The 18250-nt window shown below is 61.2% G+C and carries 14 protein-coding genes; 9 read left to right on the top strand and 5 right to left on the bottom strand.

The features are described from left to right. Nucleotides 1-44: 44 nt before the first annotated feature. The 7 genes from ACJ8IN_RS16185 to ACJ8IN_RS16155 all read left to right on the top strand — a co-directional run bounded on the left by ACJ8IN_RS16185 (nt 45) and on the right by ACJ8IN_RS16155 (nt 11131). Entirely contained in the window at nt 45-2033 is a 1989-nt protein-coding gene (locus ACJ8IN_RS16185; protein ID WP_060424137.1) for an autotransporter outer membrane beta-barrel domain-containing protein, read from the top strand. Nucleotides 2034-2770: 737 nt separating this feature from the next. After that, on the top strand, nt 2771-3688 hold the full coding sequence (glyQ, locus tag ACJ8IN_RS16180) for a glycine--tRNA ligase subunit alpha (RefSeq protein WP_004933966.1): 918 nt from the start codon (nt 2771-2773) through the stop codon (nt 3686-3688). Between the two features lie 9 nt (nt 3689-3697). Then, nucleotides 3698-5767 carry a glycine--tRNA ligase subunit beta gene (gene glyS / locus ACJ8IN_RS16175; protein WP_033649541.1) on the top strand — a complete coding sequence of 690 codons (2070 nt, stop codon included), beginning with the start codon at nt 3698-3700 and terminating at the stop codon, nt 5765-5767. A gap of 332 nt (nt 5768-6099) precedes the next feature. Then, nucleotides 6100-6819, top strand: a complete 720-nt coding sequence (locus tag ACJ8IN_RS16170) for a DUF3053 domain-containing protein (protein ID WP_033636551.1) — start codon at nt 6100-6102, stop codon at nt 6817-6819. Nucleotides 6820-7361: 542 nt separating this feature from the next. Next, nucleotides 7362-9281, top strand: coding sequence for a PTS mannitol transporter subunit IICBA (locus tag ACJ8IN_RS16165; RefSeq protein ID WP_041037303.1), 1920 nt, complete (start codon nt 7362-7364; stop codon nt 9279-9281). 58 nt (nt 9282-9339) lie between these two features. Beyond that, the gene (locus ACJ8IN_RS16160) at nt 9340-10485 is read left to right on the top strand and encodes a mannitol-1-phosphate 5-dehydrogenase (protein WP_033649538.1); all 1146 of its coding nucleotides are present in this window, start codon (nt 9340-9342) and stop codon (nt 10483-10485) included. A gap of 91 nt (nt 10486-10576) precedes the next feature. Next, nucleotides 10577-11131 carry an MltR family transcriptional regulator gene (locus tag ACJ8IN_RS16155; protein ID WP_033638634.1) on the top strand — a complete coding sequence of 185 codons (555 nt, stop codon included), beginning with the start codon at nt 10577-10579 and terminating at the stop codon, nt 11129-11131. On the opposite strand, the gene ACJ8IN_RS16150 is transcribed toward ACJ8IN_RS16155, so the two are convergent. Beyond that, entirely contained in the window at nt 11128-11736 is a 609-nt protein-coding gene (locus ACJ8IN_RS16150; RefSeq protein ID WP_033649537.1) for a LysE family translocator, read from the bottom strand. The two genes, ACJ8IN_RS16155 and ACJ8IN_RS16150, sit on opposite strands and share 4 nt — an antisense overlap. A 142-nt stretch (nt 11737-11878) precedes the next feature. Here ACJ8IN_RS16150 and ACJ8IN_RS16145 point away from each other — a divergent pair, with 142 nt between their 5' ends. Together ACJ8IN_RS16145 and ACJ8IN_RS16140 are read left to right on the top strand one after the other, a co-directional pair. Continuing rightward, nucleotides 11879-13345, top strand: a complete 1467-nt coding sequence (locus ACJ8IN_RS16145; RefSeq protein ID WP_060424138.1) for an aminotransferase-like domain-containing protein — start codon at nt 11879-11881, stop codon at nt 13343-13345. Between the two features lie 73 nt (nt 13346-13418). After that, nucleotides 13419-13781 (top strand): YibL family ribosome-associated protein, encoded by a 363-nt coding sequence (locus tag ACJ8IN_RS16140; protein WP_004933989.1) that lies wholly within the window; start codon nt 13419-13421, stop codon nt 13779-13781. A gap of 11 nt (nt 13782-13792) precedes the next feature. Here the strand turns inward: ACJ8IN_RS16140 and ACJ8IN_RS16135 are convergent, their stop codons facing one another. From ACJ8IN_RS16135 to sodA, 4 genes are all read right to left on the bottom strand, one after another. After that, on the bottom strand, nt 13793-14572 hold the full coding sequence (locus tag ACJ8IN_RS16135) for a class I SAM-dependent methyltransferase (RefSeq protein ID WP_041037296.1): 780 nt from the start codon (nt 14570-14572) through the stop codon (nt 13793-13795). A 101-nt stretch (nt 14573-14673) separates the two neighbouring features. Next, nucleotides 14674-15345, bottom strand: coding sequence for a 6-hydroxyaminopurine reductase (gene yiiM, locus ACJ8IN_RS16130; RefSeq protein WP_033649535.1), 672 nt, complete (start codon nt 15343-15345; stop codon nt 14674-14676). Nucleotides 15346-15444: 99 nt separating this feature from the next. Then, nucleotides 15445-17373, bottom strand: coding sequence for a methyl-accepting chemotaxis protein (locus ACJ8IN_RS16125; RefSeq protein WP_060424140.1), 1929 nt, complete (start codon nt 17371-17373; stop codon nt 15445-15447). Between the two features lie 126 nt (nt 17374-17499). After that, on the bottom strand, nt 17500-18120 hold the full coding sequence (gene sodA, locus ACJ8IN_RS16120; RefSeq protein ID WP_004934003.1) for a superoxide dismutase [Mn]: 621 nt from the start codon (nt 18118-18120) through the stop codon (nt 17500-17502). Between the last annotated feature and the right edge of the window lie 130 nt (nt 18121-18250).

The raw sequence follows: 18250 nt of genomic DNA, 5'->3' as shown, positions 1-18250 counted from the left end.
AAAAACGACATTGCCTTCATTTGCAGGCTCTCAGGAGTCGATTCATGCCTCTAAAAATAACGTGCATGCCCCGCCCGGCGGCGCTTGCAGTGGCGTTGCTTTGCAGTGTGACCCTTCCGGCTCAGGCGTACGATCAACTCTACGTCTTTGGCGATAGCCTGAGCGATACCGGCAACAACGGCCGGTTCACCTATGACGGTAACCAGCACCTGCTGTACGACGAAGCGTTGGCGCAACGCATCGGGGCGGCGCTGGTGGCTTCGGACAACGGCGGTGAGAACTACGCCGCCGGCGGCGCCGTGGCGGTGCCGGGCCTGAACCCGGCCGACAACACCCAGGATCAGGTGCAGCGCTATCTGAACCGGGTCAACGGCCAGGCCGACGGCGACGGTTTGTACGTTCATTGGATCGGCGGCAACGATCTGGCGGCGGCGGCATTAAATGCCGCTACCGCGCCCGGCGTGGCCTATAACAGCGCCGCCGCGGCAGCCGCGCAGGTGCATTCGCTGCTGAACGCCGGCGCCGGCACGGTGATCGTGCCGACGGTGCCGAACATCGGCTCCACGCCGCAGCTGATGGAATTGATCATTCAACAGGCGCTGTCGCCGGTGCAGGGAGCGGCGATCCAGGCGGCCTATGCCACGCTTAATTCGGTGGCGACGCCGGACAACGCTTCACGCACGCAGGCGATTCATGCGGCGTTGGCCGCCGCGGCGAAGCAGGGCAGCGCCATTCCTCAGGTGCAGCAGGCGATCGCCACGCAGCTTATTGCGGCGTATGACAGCCTGAGCGCGCAGGCCGCCCAGCTGACCGATTTCTATAATCAAAGTGAAGACCTTTTGCTGGCGCAGGGCGGCGGCAATATCGTGCGGGTGGACGTCAACAAGCTGTTCGCCGAAGCGATCGCCAATCCGGCGCAGTTCGGCTTCGCCAACACCGCCGGCATGGCTTGCCCGCCGGGCGTTTCCTCGGCGGTCTGCAGCTCCGATATGCCCGGCTTCGACGCCGGCCAGTCCTATCTGTTCTCCGACCATTTCCACCCGAGCCCGCAGGCGCACCTGCTGATTGCGGATTATATCCAGGCGGTGTTGGATGGCCCGGCGCAGGTGGTGGCGCTGAATCAGGCGACCGCGGCGATGGCGCGCGACAGCCGCGCCACGCTCGACAGCCGCTTCCAGCAGCTGCGCCACGGCGAAAACCCGCAGGGTTCGCTGGGCGTGTTCGGCGGTTACGCCGGCCAGCACTATGACTATGCCGATAACCGGGCGGCGGGGGACGGCAACGCCACCACCCACAACCTGACCGTCGGGGTGGACTATCAGCTGACCGACGGCTGGCTGATCGGCGCGTTGATCGCCGGTTCCAACGACGATCAACATCCTTCAAGCCGCTTTGATTACAAGGCGCGCGGGCTGCTGCTGTCGGCTTTCAGTTCACTGGCGATATTCGAGCAGGGCTGGGTCAACGCCGATTTGCACTATGCGACGATGGATTATGACGACATCCGCCGCAGCCTGCGACTGGGGCCGCTGACGCGCACCGAAACCGGTTCGACCACCGGCAGGCAGTGGGGCGCGCGCGTGACCGCCGGCTATGACTTCCCGATCGCTTCTTACCTGACCACCGGGCCGGTGGCGCAGTTCGCCTGGGATTACAGCCGCGTTTCCGGCTACAGCGAAGATGGCGATGACAGCACCGCCATGCGCTTCAACGATCAAACCTACCACTCGCAGATCGGCGCGTTGGGCTGGCGGCTGGATACGCAATTCGGCGTGTTTAACCCTTATGCGGAAGTGAGTTATCAGCACCAGTTCGGCGACGACGTCTACCGCGCCGGCGGCGGCCTGAAATCGACGCAAACCTCGTTCACCCGCGACAGTGCGGGCCAGGACAAAAACTGGGTGGATGTCACGTTGGGGGCCAACATGCCGTTGACGGACAGGGTATCGGCCTTCGCCACCGTCTCGCAAACCGGCGGGCTGAGCAGCGGCGAGCAGTTTATGTATAACGTCGGCGTCAGCGCGCGTTTTTGAATTGGCCATCGGCGCGTTCAAGGGCGCAGGATCAGGATAAGCCATAAGGTCTGATAAGGGATTTATGCGAAAGGCGGCCTGGGGGGAATTATGCGGGCCGCAGTGACGTTGGCGGAAATACAAAAAAAAACTGATCCTATGAAAGGATCAGGTAGCCACTTGGCCAACACCAGGGAAAATTTTATTTATTATTGTATAACCAAAGATTAACTGTCAATTTGTTTCTGTGGCCCGTTAGCGCCGTATTTCATCCATGGCCATTCCTTCCATACCCAACGCGTCGGCACGCCGCGCGATATCGCCTTATTTTTCACGATATAAGAAATAATCTGGCACTTGATCACATTATCTCTCGATGAAGCGAGTTTTTTAGTTGATAAAATTAACAAAAATAACATTGGTGCAACTTTATCTCGTGGGAAATATAAGGATATACGCACGTAAATCAGCTTAAATTTGGTCGATGAAGAGGGAAGTAGCGTTCAGCCAATTGACTATTTAAACGGCGGTGAGTGATATTTTTGTTAAGGGTATCTAATGTGTGTGCCGGGTATGTCTTTCTGAACGGCAAGGTAACCGGCCGGCGTGTTGTCCTTCCCGCTGCGCCCGCCGCGGGAAAATCCAGCGCTTCTCGTCCCGATTCGCACTTGTTGCCGGATTCTGGCTGTATATCTTACGGTCAAAGGGTATACTGGCGCATTCCATCTAAATCCACTTGTATCGCGTGCGAATTCAACATGCAAAAGTTTGATACCAAGACCTTCCAGGGCCTGATCCTGACACTGCAGGATTATTGGGCGCGCCAGGGCTGCACCATCGTTCAACCATTGGACATGGAAGTCGGCGCGGGAACCTCACACCCGATGACGTGCCTGCGCGCACTGGGGCCGGAGCCGATGGCCGCCGCCTATGTGCAGCCATCCCGCCGCCCGACCGACGGCCGCTACGGTGAAAACCCGAACCGTCTGCAGCACTACTACCAGTTCCAGGTGGTGATTAAGCCATCGCCGGACAACATTCAGGAACTCTACCTGGGCTCGCTGAAAGAGCTGGGTCTGGATCCGACCATCCACGACATTCGCTTCGTGGAAGACAACTGGGAAAACCCGACGCTCGGCGCCTGGGGCCTGGGTTGGGAAGTGTGGCTGAACGGCATGGAAGTGACGCAGTTCACCTACTTCCAGCAGGTCGGCGGCCTGGAGTGCAAGCCGGTGACCGGCGAGATCACCTACGGCCTGGAGCGCCTGGCGATGTACATCCAGGGCGTGGACAGCGTATATGATCTGGTGTGGAGTAACGGCCCGCTGGGCGTCACCACCTACGGCGACGTGTTCCACCAGAACGAAGTGGAGCAGTCCACCTACAACTTCGAATACGCCGATGTCGACTTCCTGTTCTCCTGCTTCGAGCAGTACGAGAAAGAAGCCCAATCGCTGCTGGCGCTGGAAAAACCGCTGCCGCTGCCGGCCTACGAACGCATCCTGAAGGCGGGCCATACCTTCAACCTGCTGGACGCGCGCAAGGCGATTTCGGTGACCGAGCGTCAACGCTACATTCTGCGCATCCGCACGCTGACCAAAGCCGTTGCCGAAGCCTACTACGCTTCCCGCGAAGCGCTGGGCTTCCCGATGTGCAACAAGAAGAACGAGAACTAAGAGGCAGCCATGACTCAACAGACTTTCCTGGTGGAAATCGGCACGGAAGAGCTGCCGCCGAAGGCTCTTCGTTCCCTGGCGGAATCTTTCGCCGCCAACTTCACCGCCGAGCTGGACAACGCCGGCCTGGAACACGGTGACGTGAGCTGGTTCGCCGCACCGCGCCGTCTGGCGCTGAAAGTGGCCAACCTGAGCGCGGCGCAGGCCGATCGCGAAATTGAAAAACGCGGCCCGGCGATCGCCCAGGCGTTCGACGCCGAAGGCAAACCGAGCAAAGCGGCCGAAGGCTGGGCGCGCGGCTGCGGCATCACCGTCGATCAGGCTGAACGCCTGGTGACCGACAAGGGCGAGTGGTTGATGTACCGCGCCCACGTCAAAGGCCAGTCGGCGCAGGCGCTGCTGGCCGGCATGGTCAGCACCGCGCTGGCTAAACTGCCGATTCCGAAACTGATGCGTTGGGGCGACTCCGACGTGCAGTTCGTGCGTCCGGTGCACACCGTCACGATGCTGCTGGGCGCCGATCTGATCCCGGGCACCGTGCTGGGCATCGACTCTGCGCGCACCGTGCGCGGCCACCGCTTCATGGGCGAAGCCGAGTTCACCCTCGACAACGCCGACCAATACCCGCAGATCCTGCTGGAGCGCGGCAAAGTGGTCGCCGATTATGAAGCGCGTAAAGCCCTCATCAAGCGCGACGCCGAGCTGGCGGCGCAGAAGATTGGCGGCAAGGCCGATCTGAGCGACAGCCTGCTGGAAGAAGTGGCCTCGCTGGTGGAATGGCCGGTGGTGCTGACCGCCAAATTCGAAGAGAAATTCCTGGCGGTGCCGGCGGAAGCTCTGGTGTACACCATGAAGGGCGACCAGAAGTATTTCCCGGTGTACGACGCCGCGGGCAAACTGCTGCCGAACTTTATCTTCGTGGCCAACATCGAGTCGAAAGACCCGCAGCAGATCATCTCCGGTAACGAGAAAGTGGTGCGTCCGCGTCTGGCCGACGCCGAGTTCTTCTTCAACACCGACCGCAAGAAACGCCTGGAAGACAACCTGCCGCGCCTGGAAACCGTGCTGTTCCAACAGCAGCTGGGCACCCTGCGCGACAAGACCGACCGCATTCAGGCGCTGGCGGGCTGGGTTGCCGGCCAGATCGGCGCCGACGTCAACCACGCCACCCGCGCGGGCCTGCTGTCGAAGTGCGACCTGATGACCAACATGGTGTTCGAATTCACCGACACCCAGGGCGTGATGGGCATGCACTACGCGCGCCACGACGGTGAGGCGGAAGACGTCGCCGTTGCGCTGAACGAGCAGTATCAGCCGCGCTACGCCGGCGATGCGCTGCCGCAGTCGCTGGTAGCCTGTTCCCTGGCGATCGCCGACAAGATGGACACCCTGGCCGGCATCTTCGGCATCGGGCAGCACCCGAAAGGCGATAAAGACCCGTTCGCGCTGCGCCGCGCCGCGCTGGGCGTATTGCGCATCATCGTCGAGAAAAACCTGCCGCTGGATCTGCAGACCCTGACCGAAGAGGCCGTGCGCCTGTACGGCAGCAAGCTGACCAACGCCAAGGTGGTCGACGAGGTGGTGGAGTTCATGCTGGGCCGCTTCCGCGCCTGGTATCAGGAAGAAGGCCACGCTGTCGATACCATTCAGGCGGTGCTGGCGCGCCGTCCGACCAAGCCGGCCGACTTCGACGCGCGCGTCAAGGCGGTCTCCCACTTCCGTACGCTGGAAGCGGCGGCGGCGCTGGCTGCGGCCAACAAACGCGTCTCCAATATTCTGGCCAAGTCTACCGAAACGCTGAACGACAGCGTGCGCGCCTCGGTGCTGAAGGATGCAGCGGAAATTCAGTTGGCGACTCACCTGGTGGTGCTGCGCGACAAGCTGCAGCCGTACTTCGCGGCGGGCAACTACCAGGAAGCGCTGGTGGAGCTGGCTGCGCTGCGCGAGCCGGTGGATGCGTTCTTCGACAACGTGATGGTCATGGCGGACGATGCGGAAGTGCGCGTGAACCGTCTGACGCTGTTGAGCAAGCTGCGCGAACTGTTCCTGCAGGTGGCGGATATCTCCGTGTTGCAGTAAGCGGTCTCTCTGCTGTGAAAAGGCGCCTGCGGGCGCTTTTTTTATTTCCGTTTCCTGGGTGCGAAGGCAAGGTCGCCTGGCGACTTGGGGGGCGACTTGGGGGGCGACTTGGGGGGCGACTTGGGGAAATTGAAGCGTCCGGTCGCCGACGGCAATGAACCTCAGTACGTTTTGCGCACGATTTTCAACCGCATCCGGCCGGGGCAATGCTCATCGCAAGCGGAAGCGCGTATCGGAATGCCGCCAGTTGATCTATTCTTATAGGCGCACGGAGTGCGGAAAAAGGGGCGGAGTCCAATGAAAAAGCAGGTTTATAACAGGAGTTATGTCACATGGCGGTAGGGATCCAGAGCAGAGGTTTCGCGCGTTGGTTGGCACCGGTATTGGCATTGTTGGTGGTCATGCAATTGACCGCCTGCGGCGATAAAGAGCCGGAACAGCGCAAAGCATTCATCGATTACTTACAGAATACCGTGATGCGCAGCGGGGCGAACATCCCCACGCTGAGCGAAGACCAGAAGCAGAAGTTCGGCAACTATGCCGGCGATTACGCGATTTTGGTCGGGTTTTCGCAGCAGCTGTCCAAGTCGGTCGGCGCCAGCCTGACGCCGGCGCTGGATCAGATTAACCAGATCCGCACCGCGCAGGACTACCTGAACAAACGCGACGCGCTGCAGCAATCGGTCGGCGCGTTGAACCTGCTGGGCCAGCAGATCCAGTCCGCTAAATCGCAGGCGGATACCGCCCGCGCGGCGCTGAAGCAGCCCGACGATCTGAAGGCGGTGTACAACCAGGCCTATGACAAGATCGTTACCGCACCGGCCAACGCCTTGATGCCGGCGATCCCGACCACCGCCGGCTTCGTGCAGGATCTGGTGCAGGTTGGCGATTTCCTGCAGAGCCAGGGCAACCAGGTCAGCTTCAACAACAACGGCGTGCAGTTCCGCACCGCGCAGCAGGTGGCGCAGTACAACACCATGATGTCGAATCTGGTGGCCAAGCAGCAGAACCTGCTGAATGCGCAGAAAGCCGTTCAAAGCGTGACGCAATAACGCACCGCATTCACGACATACGGGCCGGCATTGCCGGCCCGTTTTATTTCCCCTCAGCGTTTCCAATAGCTTGCTGGTTTATTGCGCAGGCTTCTGTACTACACTTCAATTAATCCATTCATTCGGCAATGTAGTTTTCTTTCATTCATCACTTCGCTAGTTCCCGGCGGGATGAATGCTCACAGGGATGATCAAACAGAGCGTCGCGATCGGCGCCGCAGTTGAAAATAAATTGTGATGCTTATCACAATTTAAAAACAAACTATCAATTTAAAAATGTGATCAACATCACTTTATTATGGGTTTTCAGGCGATTTTTTTCTCACTGTGCTTTTTTTACACGCCATAAGTGTGATCTTTATCACTAGAAATGGTGGTTTGTTGGGGTGTTGTATGTGATTTGTGTCACAAAAAATCCGTGAAGTTCGCGTGACAAAAACAGCGTGATAGAGTCCGTTTCGCATACAGCGGCAACACGGCTGGATCGTCACAACAATAATCACGCGCTCTATTGTCAGCGCGTAACAATAGGGGTGTGTTTTATGTTTTCACCAGACATCAAGGTTAAAGTACAAAACTTTGGCCGCTTCCTGAGCAACATGGTGATGCCCAACATCGGCGCCTTTATCGCCTGGGGGATTATCACCGCGCTATTCATTCCAACCGGCTGGCTGCCGAATGAAACCTTAGCCAAGCTGGTCGGCCCGATGATCACCTACCTGCTGCCATTGCTGATCGGTTATACCGGCGGGCGGCTGGTGGGCGGCGAGCGCGGCGGTGTGGTCGGCGCTATCACCACCATGGGCGTCATCGTCGGCGCCGACATGCCGATGTTCCTCGGCTCGATGATCGCCGGTCCGCTGGGCGGCTGGGCTATCAAGCACTTTGACCGCTGGGTGGACGGCAAGATCAAAAGCGGTTTTGAAATGCTGGTGAACAACTTCTCCGCCGGCATCATCGGCATGCTGCTGGCGATCCTGGCTTTCCTGGGTATCGGGCCGCTGGTGGAGGTGCTCTCCAAGCTGCTGGCGGCGGGCGTGCACGTGATGGTGAAGAACAACCTGCTGCCACTGGCGTCCATCTTCGTTGAACCGGCGAAAATCCTGTTCCTGAATAACGCCATCAACCACGGCATCTTCTCGCCGCTGGGTATCCAGCAGGCCACGGAAGTCGGCAAGTCGGTATTCTTCCTGATCGAAGCCAACCCAGGCCCGGGCATGGGCGTACTGATGGCCTACATGTTCTTCGGCCGCGGCAGCGCCAAGCAATCCGCCGGCGGTGCGGCAATCATTCACTTCCTGGGTGGCATCCACGAAATCTACTTCCCTTACGTGCTGATGAACCCACGCCTGCTGCTGGCGGTGATCCTGGGCGGCATGACCGGCGTCTTCACCCTGACGATGCTGAACGGCGGCCTGGTTTCTCCGGCTTCTCCGGGTTCGATCCTGGCAGTGCTGGCGATGACCCCGAAAGGCGCCTACTTCGCCAACATTGCGGCGGTGTGCGCAGCCTTTGCCGTTTCCTTCGTGGTGTCCGCTTTCCTGCTGAAAACCTCCAAGGTGAAAGAGGATGACGATCTGGAAGCCGCGACCCGTCGCATGCAAGAGATGAAATCGCAGTCCAAAGGCGGCGCGGCGACGCCGGCATCGGTCGACGGCGATCTGAGCACCGTGCGCAAAATCATCGTCGCCTGCGATGCGGGCATGGGTTCCAGCGCCATGGGCGCCGGGGTGCTGCGCAAGAAAGTGGCCGACGCCGGGCTGAAGAACATCTCGGTGACCAACAGCGCCATCAACAGCCTGCCGGACGATGTTGATCTGGTGATCACCCACCGCGATCTGACCGAGCGTGCGATGCGCCACGCGCCGCAGGCCCAGCACATCTCGCTGACCAACTTCCTCGACAGCAAGCTGTACAGCGATTTGGTCGACCGTTTGCTGGCGGCCAACAAAACCAGCGACAACCAGCAGAAGGTACTGGGCGCGCTGGACGACAGCTTCGAAGCCGGTGAATCGAACCTGTTCAAGCTGAGCGAGAGCAACGTGTTCCTTAACCTGCAGGCCAGCGACAAAGAGCAGGCGATCCGCTTCGCCGGCGAGCAGCTGGTGAAAGGCGGCTACGTCGAGGCGGAGTACGTGCCGGCGATGCTGGAGCGCGAGAAACTCACCTCCACCTACCTGGGCGAGTCGATCGCCGTGCCGCACGGCACCATTGAGGCCAAAGACCGGGTGCTGCGCACCGGCGTGGTTTTCTGCCAGTACCCGCAGGGCGTGCGCTTCGGCGAGGAAGAGGATGAAGTGGCCCGTCTGGTGATCGGCATCGCCGCGCGCAACAACGAGCATATTCAGGTGATCACCAGCCTGACCAACGCGCTGGATGACGAGAGCGTGATCGAGCGGCTGGCGAATACCACCAGCGTGCAGGAAGTGCTGGACCTGCTCGGCGGCAAAAAAGCCGGATAACGGAATCATTTTAAAGGGTGCAGCTTGCTGCACCCTTCGACATTAAGAAGGTAGAGTTATGAAAGCATTACATTTTGGCGCAGGGAACATCGGCCGCGGTTTTATCGGCAAGCTGCTGGCGGACGCCGGGGTTGAGCTGACCTTCGCCGACGTCAATCAAACGGTGCTGGATCTGTTGAACAGCCGTAAAAGTTATCAGGTGCACGTGGTGGGCGAGCAAGAACGCGTGGAGAGCGTCAACAACGTCAGCGCCGTCAACAGCGGCAGCGAGGCGGCGGTGGCGCTGATCGCCGAGGCGGATCTGGTGACCACTGCCGTTGGCCCGCAAATTCTCGGCAAAATCGCCGGCACGATCGCCAAAGGGCTGGTGCTGCGTCATCAGCAGGGCAATGCGCAGCCGCTGAATATCATCGCCTGCGAGAACATGGTGCGCGGCACCAGCCAGCTGAAGCAGCATGTGTTCGCTGCGCTGCCGCAGGACGAGCAGGCATGGGTTGAGCAGCACGTCGGCTTCGTCGATTCGGCGGTCGACCGCATCGTGCCGCCGGCGGACAGCAGCGATCCGCTGGAAGTGACGGTGGAAACCTTCAGCGAATGGATCGTCGATCAGACCCAGTTCAAGGGCCAGCCTCCGGCGATCGCCGGCATGGAGCTGACCGATAACCTGATGGCGTTCGTCGAGCGCAAGTTGTTCACCCTCAATACCGGCCACGCCATCACCGCCTACCTTGGCCAACGGGCCGGGCTGCAAACCATTCGCGACGCCATTCTCGACCCGGCGATCCGCCGCGTGGTGAAAGGAGCGATGGAAGAGAGCGGTGCGGTGCTGATCAAGCGCTACGGCTTCGACGCCGACAAGCACGCCGCCTACATCAACAAAATCCTCGGCCGCTTCGAAAACCCGTATCTGCACGACGACGTCGAGCGCGTGGGGCGCCAGCCGCTGCGCAAACTGAGCGCCGGCGATCGCCTGATCAAACCGCTGCTGGGCACGCTGGAATACGGCCTGCCGCACGCCAACCTGATCCAGGGCATCGCCGCCGCCATGAGCTACCGCAGCGAACAGGATCCGCAGGCGCAGGAGTTGGCGGAATTGCTGAACACGCTCGGGCCGAAAGCCGCGCTGGCGCAAATTTCCGGCCTGCCGGCGGAAAGCGAGGTTGTAGAAGAGGCCGTTGCTGTGTATAACGCCATGCACAAGTAGAATCGTGATGATGAACACCCGAGCGCAGCTTGCTGCGCTCCTGCAATCCGAGTTCGACATCGACGGCCCTCCCCACGCCTTTCGAAAAGCGATGATGGAAGAAGCACAGGCATTTGAAAATCAGGTTCTGGAAAAGCTGAACGCGGGCAAAACGGTGCGCAGTTTCCTGATCGCGGCGGTAGAGCTGCTGGCGGAAGCGCTCAACGTGCTGGTGGTGCAGGTATTCCGCAAGGACGACTATGCGGTGAAATATGCCGTCGAACCGCTATTGTCCGGCAGCGGCCCGCTGGGGGAGCTGTCGGTGCGCCTGAAGCTGATGTATGGGCTGGGGGTGATCTCCCGCCACGAATATGAAGACGCCGAGCTGCTGATGGCGATGCGCGAAGAGCTGAATCACGACGGTGCGGAATACCGCTTCGTCGACGACGAAATCCTCGGGCCGTTCGGCGAGCTGCACTGCGTGGCCGCGCTGCCGCCGGCGCCGACCTTCCTGCAGCCGGGCGAAGCGGATGAAGCGCTGATCGCCATGCAGCGTCAGCGCTATCAGCAGATGGTGCGCTCCACCATGGTGCTGTCCATTACCGATCTGATCGCCGGCATCGGCGCCAAACAACCTTCCCGACTCTCTCCTCTCGGCCGCGGCTAAGCAAAGGCCGCGCGCCACTCGTCGAACAGCAACCACAGCGCGGTGGCGGCCATCAGGCCGGACATGACGCCGTTAAACGCGCGCAGCTTCCAGGCGACCTGGAGCGCGTTGCGCAACCGGTCGCCCAGCACCGCCCACAGCAGCACACAGGGTAAATTCAGCACGACGAAACCTGCGATGACGCTCAGCGTATGGAAGAAGGTGGCGCCTTCGCGCGGGGTGAACAGGATCGCCACGTTGATCACCATCAGCCAGGCCTTGGGGTTGACCGCCTGAAACAGCGCGCCGTTGAGGAAACTCATTGGCCTCACCTGCTCTTTGGCGTCCGGCGAGGCCGCCTTGAACAGTTTCCATGACAGCCACAGCAGGTAGGCGCAGCCGATCACCGCCAGCGGGAAGCGGATGACGCCGGCCCAGCTCAGCGCCAGCGCCAGCAGCGGGATAATGATAGCCAACTGCACCGCGCAGCCGGCGCCGATGCCGAACAGCATCGGCAGGGTGCGGCGCAGGCCGAAGTTGACGCCCGACGAGGCCAGCAGCAGGTTGTTGGGGCCGGGGGTAATCGACATGACGGTGACGTAGCTGACAAAGGCGGAGTCCAGCATGGCAGGTTCCTTGAAAATGACGGTAATAACGAGAGGATCAGCATAATCGCTGCGATGGGGTGGTGACAGAACCACAAATTGGATATTGTTATGGTTACAGTTGTGCAAAATGTAAACTGTACCCATTGCCTGGAGAGAAACTGTGACCCTGCTCGATGAAACCCCGGATACCCGTTACCTGCAGCTGGCGGATACGCTGGCCGAGGCCATTCGCCGCGGCACGCTGCTGCCCGGCGACCGCTTGCCTTCGGTGCGGCGCTGTGCGCAAACCCATCGCGTCAGCATTAATACCGTGGTGTCGGCTTACCGCACGCTGGAGGATCGCGGGCTGATCGAAGCGCGGCCACAATCGGGGTTTTATGTCCGCAGCACGCTGCCGGCGCTGAAGATGGCCTCGGCGCCCAGCGGCCGCATCGAACCGCCGGCGGACGACGTGCTGGCGCTGATCGATACCGTGTTCGCCGCCCAGCAGAATCCGGCCTTCACCAACATTGCGCTGGCCTGCCCGCAGACCAGCGATTTTTATCCCGGCGGCAAGCTGGGGCGCATGCTGTCCACTCAGCTGCGCCGTCAACCGGATCTGATCGGACAGTATTCGTTGCCGCCCGGCAGCCTGCGGCTGCGTCAGCAGATCGCCCGCCGTTCGATGACGCTGGGCATGCTGCTGGAGCCGGGCGACGTGGTGCTGACCCACGGCTGCATGGAGGCGTTGCAGCTGGCGCTGCGCGTCACCACCAAACCGGGCGACTGCGTCGGGCTGGAGTCACCGACCTACTTCTACCTGCTGCCGCTGCTGGCCAGCCTGGGGCTGAAAGCGCTGGAAATCCCCACCGATCCGCAGCTGGGGCTGTCGCTGGACGCGCTGGAGCTGCTATTGAACGAGAAACGGCTGAACGCGGTGATTGCCATGCCGACGGTGCAAAACCCGCTGGGCTGCACCATGCCGCTGGCGGCGAAAAAGCGGCTGGCGCGGCTGATGAACGATCATCAGGTGCCGTTGATTGAAGACGGGCTGTATGCCGAGATCCAGTTCGGCGGCGCGCTGTCGCCGGCGGTGAAGGCGTTCGATCGCGACGGCTGGGTGCTGTTTTGCTCCAGCTTCACCAAAACGCTGGCGCCGGATTTTCGCGTCGGCTGGATCTGCGGCGGCCGCTTTCACGAGGCGTTGCGCAAGCTGAAGGCGGTGTCGTCGATGTCCGAGTCGCAGCTGCTGTCGGAAACGCTGGCGACCTTCCTGGAGAGCGGCGGTTACGATCACCATTTGCGCAACCTGCGCAAGCGCTATGCGGCGCAGGTAGACGAGGCGCGGGCGCTGATCGCCCGGCATTTCCCGCGCGGCACGCTGGCCACGCAGCCGGCGGGCGGCTTCGTGTTTTGGGTCGAATTCCCTCCCGGCGTGGACAGCGTGGCGCTGTTCCACCAACTGCTGGAAGAGCAGATCTGTTTGACGCCGGGCACCCTGTATTCCCCCAGCGGGCGCTACCGCAACGCGCTGCGGCTCTCCTGTTGCTACCCGTTCAACGCGCGCTACACCCAGGCGTTGGCCCGGCTCGGCGCCAGGGCCTGCGAGATGAGCGGCCTGCCGCCCGGCATTGCGCAGGACGGGTAACGGCGCGCGCCTTTTGCTACAATGCCGGTATCATTGATTAGCGTGCCATTTTGGGCACAACGGGCCAGAGACCATGAAAGAGAAAGAAAAGGCAGAGATCAAGCGCCTGAGCGACCTGCTGGACGCCTTGAACCACAAAGACGCCACCGTGATCCAACAGGGCAACCCTGAGTTGATTGCGCAGCACACCAAAGAGAAAGAGAAGCTGGCGACGGAGATCGAGCGCCTGAAAAACGTGCGCGGCGAGAAGCTGAGCGCCGAAGCGCAGAAGCTGAGCAAGCTGCCGTTCAGCCGCGAAATCACCAAGAAAGAGCAGGCCGACATGGGCGCGCTGAAGAAAAGCGCGCGCGGGCTGATCGTGGTGCATCCAATGACCGCGCTGGGCCGCGAGATGGGCCTGAAAGCGGTCACCGGTTACGCCAAGAAAGCGTTCTGAACCCCCGGGCGTCAGACCTTGGTGGTGAAATACGCCTTGGTCTGATAGGGCACGGTGACCGTGTCCTGGCCCCGTAGCTCCTCTTCTTCCGCCACCAGCTGGCGCAATTGATCGATAACCTGCTCCTGTTGCGGCTGCGGCAGCGCGGCGATAAAGCTGGTTGAACGCACCCGGTTGTAGATCACGTCCTCCACCGCGCCCCGGTGGCTCAACATAAAGACCTGCTCCTGCAGCGGTTCAAAGCCTTTGAACGGGAAGAACTTGCGCCATTCGCCGGTATAGAAACGCGGCGCATCGCCTTCGTGGCGATCGACGATCTGATTCAGTTTACGCACCCAGCCGACGCGCGCATCGCGCATGTTCCACACCAGACCGAGTTTGCCGCCGGGTTTGAGAATGCGCCGGATCTCCGCCAGCGCCTGCGGCGTGGCGAACCAGTGGAAGGATTGGGCGCACACTACCGCATCGACCGACTCGTCCGGCAACGGGATCGCCTCGGCGGTGCCCGCCAGCGTCTTCACCTGCGGCAGCGCCGCCGACAGTTTTTCCAGCATTTGCGGCACCGGTTCGACGGCGATCGCCTGAGCGCCGGTTTCCAGCAGGCGCGGGGTGAACTTGCCGGTGCCGGCGCCGAGATCGATGACCGTCATGCCGGCGTGCAGGCCGATAGTCTCGCGCAGCCAGGCGGCGATTTCCGGCGGATAATCCGGCCGGCCTTTCATATAGCGATCGGCATTGGCCTGATAGCCCTCGGCGGCGGCGTGATGAATCGAATGGGTCGGGGTGGTCATTACCTGGCTCCTGGCTGAAAAACACGCGGCTACAGTATAGGCGGAAGAACAGGGTTAACGCGGCATTCGGCGCACGTTTTTCATCTTTTCCGCCCGCGCTTTCAACGGCCGAGCAGGCGGCGGTTGAAGTCCTCAAGGTGCCCTTCGGCAAGCCGCGTGAGCATGGTCTTGCTCCAGCTGGCGGAGAGGCCGGCGACCGCCAACAGGCGGCGATACTGTTCCGCGTCGAACGGCATATGCCAGGCGATGGCGATGGCTTCGGCCACCGACACATCACTGTTGCGCGCCGCCAGCGCCAGCGGACGATCGCCGCTGACCGCGCCCGGCGACACCACCCGATACAGCCAGCCGCAGCGGCCGCTTTGCTGCATCAGCACCGAAATGTCCTCGATGGCGAAGTGATAATTGAGCTTGAAGCACGGCGAGCGCGGCTGGGTGACCTGGATCAGCGCCTCGCCCCAGCGGAAAATGTCTCCCATAAACACATTGTGTTCGGTCAGCCCTTCGGTGGAGATATTCTCGCCGAAGGCCGGGGCGCAAAATTGCTCGGCCTGCGCCGGAAACTGCGCGCGCCAGTGGGCGTAATGCTCGCGCGGGTAGTGGCACAGCGCGCGGTCCGGCCCGCCGTGATAGCTTTTTTCCGCCTGCTCGTCGCCTTCCAGGCCGAGCGGCGTGAGCCGGATGGCGCCATCCACCTGGCGTTTGGCGATGGCGCTGGGGCGCCCGCCTTCATAGGGTTGGATGCTGCCGATGTAAACGTCTGGGTGATGCATGTGCGCCTCCGTGTCTCGCGTCGAAGGCTCAGCATAGCCTGAGTTGCGCCGGGGGGACATAACAACCCGCCCGAAAATCCTCGGGCGGGCGGCGGGGCGTCAGAAGGTGGTCCAGTTCTCTTCCGCTGCGGCGTTGGCGGCCGCGGGTTTTACCGCCGGCGCTTTCGGCGCGGCGGCTTTCACGGCGGCGGGTTCGGTCTGCTCCGCCAAACGGAACACCGAGACGCTCTGCAGCAGCATATCGGCCTGTTCTTCCAGCGAATCGGCGGCGGCGGCGGACTCTTCCACCAGCGCGGCGTTCTGCTGGGTGGTGTGGTCCATCTCGACGATTGCCTGGCCAATCTGGGCGATGCCGCGTGTCTGTTCATCGGAGGCGGCGGCGATCTCGGCCATGATGTCGCGCACGTGGGTAACCGAGCGGACGATCTGTTCCATGGTGTTGCCGGTGCTTTCCACCAGTTCGGTGCCGGTTTTCACCCGGCTGACCGATTCGGCGATCAGCCCTTCGATCTCCTTGGCCGCCTGGGCGCTGCGGCTCGCCAGGCTGCGCACTTCGCTGGCGACCACCGAGAAGCCGCGGCCCTGTTCGCCGGCGCGCGCCGCTTCCACCGCGGCGTTGAGCGCCAGGATATTGGTTTGGAAGGCAATACCGTTGATCAGGGTGGTAATTTCGGCGATACGCTGCGAACTGCTGGAAATATCGCGCATGGTGCTGACCACGTTTACCACCAGCTTGCCGCCCTGCTGCGCGGTCTGCGAGGCGTCGGTGGCCAGCTGATTGGCGTGATGGGCGTTGTCGGCGTTCTGTTTTACCGTGGCGGTCAGCTGTTCCATGCTGGCGGCGGTTTCCTCGACCGCCGCCGCCTGCTGTTCGGTGCGTGAGGAGAGGTCGGTGTTGCCGGCGGCGATTTCCGCCGAGGCGGTGGAGACCTGGCTGACCCCCATCTGGATCTTCTCAATCATGGTGCGCAGGTTTTGGCTCATCGCCGCCACCGCGTTCAGCAACTGCCCCAGCTCGTCGCGCCGGGTGCTGGTCTGCGCCTGGCGCAGGTCGCCGCCGGCGATGCGTTCCGCCATGGCCAGCGTGCTGTGCAGCGGACGGGTGATCTGCAGGGTGATGCGCCAGGCGATAAGCACCCCGGCGATGATGGCGATCAGCGTGGTGATGCCCATCTGCAGCTGCGCCAGATTGATATCATTGTGGGTCTGCGCCAGCTCGTCCTGCATAAAGGCGTTCACCAGCATGCCGATCGCCTGCGCGCGTTCGCCGAGCCGCCGGCTGATTTGCTGTTCGTGCTCATAGGCCGGCAGGTAGGCCGCGATGCGGTTTTTGTAATCGTCCAGCGCGGCCAGCAGCGGTTGCAGCTGCGGGCGCTGCGCGTCGCTGACCCGGCGGCTCAAGGCATTGGCCGCGTCGCGCGCATCGTCGATGGCCGCCATCAGCGGGGCTTCGGTTTCCTTGTTCAGGCTCAGCAGCAGGCCGCGCGCGCCGTAGCGCACCTGGGTCAGCTTCTGGTTCAGCTGGATGAAGGCCAACTGCAGATCGCCGTTGGTCAGCTGGCGCTCCACCTGGCTCAGGCTGGCCTGCACTTCCGACATGTTCCAGCTCTGGCGCACCGTGTCTTTCGCCGTGACCGCCTGTTCAAACTCTTTTTGCTGTTGCTGATATTCCCCGATCAGCGTCACCAGACGCTGCAGATCCTTGCGGCTCTGGGCATCCCAGTCCAGCGCCTGCCCGTGGTCTATCAGTTTGACGGCGTTTTCAATATTGGCGCGGTTGTTCTGAATATACTCCGGCCGGTAGGTCTGGCCGTACATGGCGCGGTTGTATTTGGCCTGGTTGATCTCTTCGTTCAGCCGGTTGCTGAAGTCGATGCGATCGGCGCGTGATTCGATGATATGCAGATATTGCGCCCCGGTGCCAGCGATGATGACCGCCAACAGCAGCAACAGTGCGAAGCCGAGACCGAGCTTTTTACCTACGGTGAGATGAGTGAACTTTCCTGCCAATGCTTGCAATGCCGCCATAGCGTTTTTTCCTTCTCCGGGCGAACGTCAATTGAACAAACCATCGGCAAGACGTGGTCAAACTTTAGCGGATTTCAGGCAAAAAAATACCCGCCGGTGGCGGGCATCTTCATCAACGGGGGCGAATTACTTCTTCGCGGCGAAGCGTGCGGCGGCTTCATCCCAGTTGACCACGTTCCAGAACGCCTTGATGTAGTCAGGACGTTTGTTCTGATATTTCAGGTAGTAAGCGTGTTCCCACACGTCCAGGCCGATAATTGGGAAACCGGAAGCGCCGGCGACCGCTTCGCCCATCAGCGGGCTGTCCTGGTTAGCGGTAGACACCACGGCCAGTTTGCCGTCTTTCAGCACCAGCCAGGCCCAACCGGAACCGAAGCGGGTGGCAGCGGCTTTCTCGAACTCTTCCTGGAATTTCTCAACGCTGCCGAAATCGCGCTCGATGGCCGCTTTCAGATCGCCGCCCAGCGTGGTGCCGGTTTTCAGGTTTTTCCAGAAGAAGCTGTGGTTGGCGTGGCCGCCGGCGTTGTTGCGCATGAAGGTGCGTTTGTCGGCAGGCACTTTATCCAGATCCTGGATCAGCTCTTCAACGCTGTATTTGGCCAGCTCAGGGTAGGCTTCCAGCACGGTGTTGGCGTTGTTGACGTAGGTCTGATGGTGTTTGGTGTGATGGATTTCCATCGTCTGCTTGTCGAAATGCGGTTCCAGTGCGTCGTAAGCGTACGGCAGGGATGGCAGTGAATAACTCATAATCATCATCTCCAGTGGTGTATGGGCGGCGCAAAGCGTGAGCACCGCGTAAGCAGTCGGATCATTATAGTTAATTAAATGATATTGAAAATGATTATCAATGCCCTGTGAACTGTGTGGTTAACGATCA

It is taken from the genome of Serratia sp. CY31944, from assembly GCF_052169175.1.
In the GTDB taxonomy this organism is placed as follows: domain Bacteria; phylum Pseudomonadota; class Gammaproteobacteria; order Enterobacterales; family Enterobacteriaceae; genus Serratia; species Serratia sarumanii.
The sequence above is the reverse complement of the archived record's forward strand: the minus strand, read 5'-3'. Positions and strand labels throughout refer to the sequence as shown.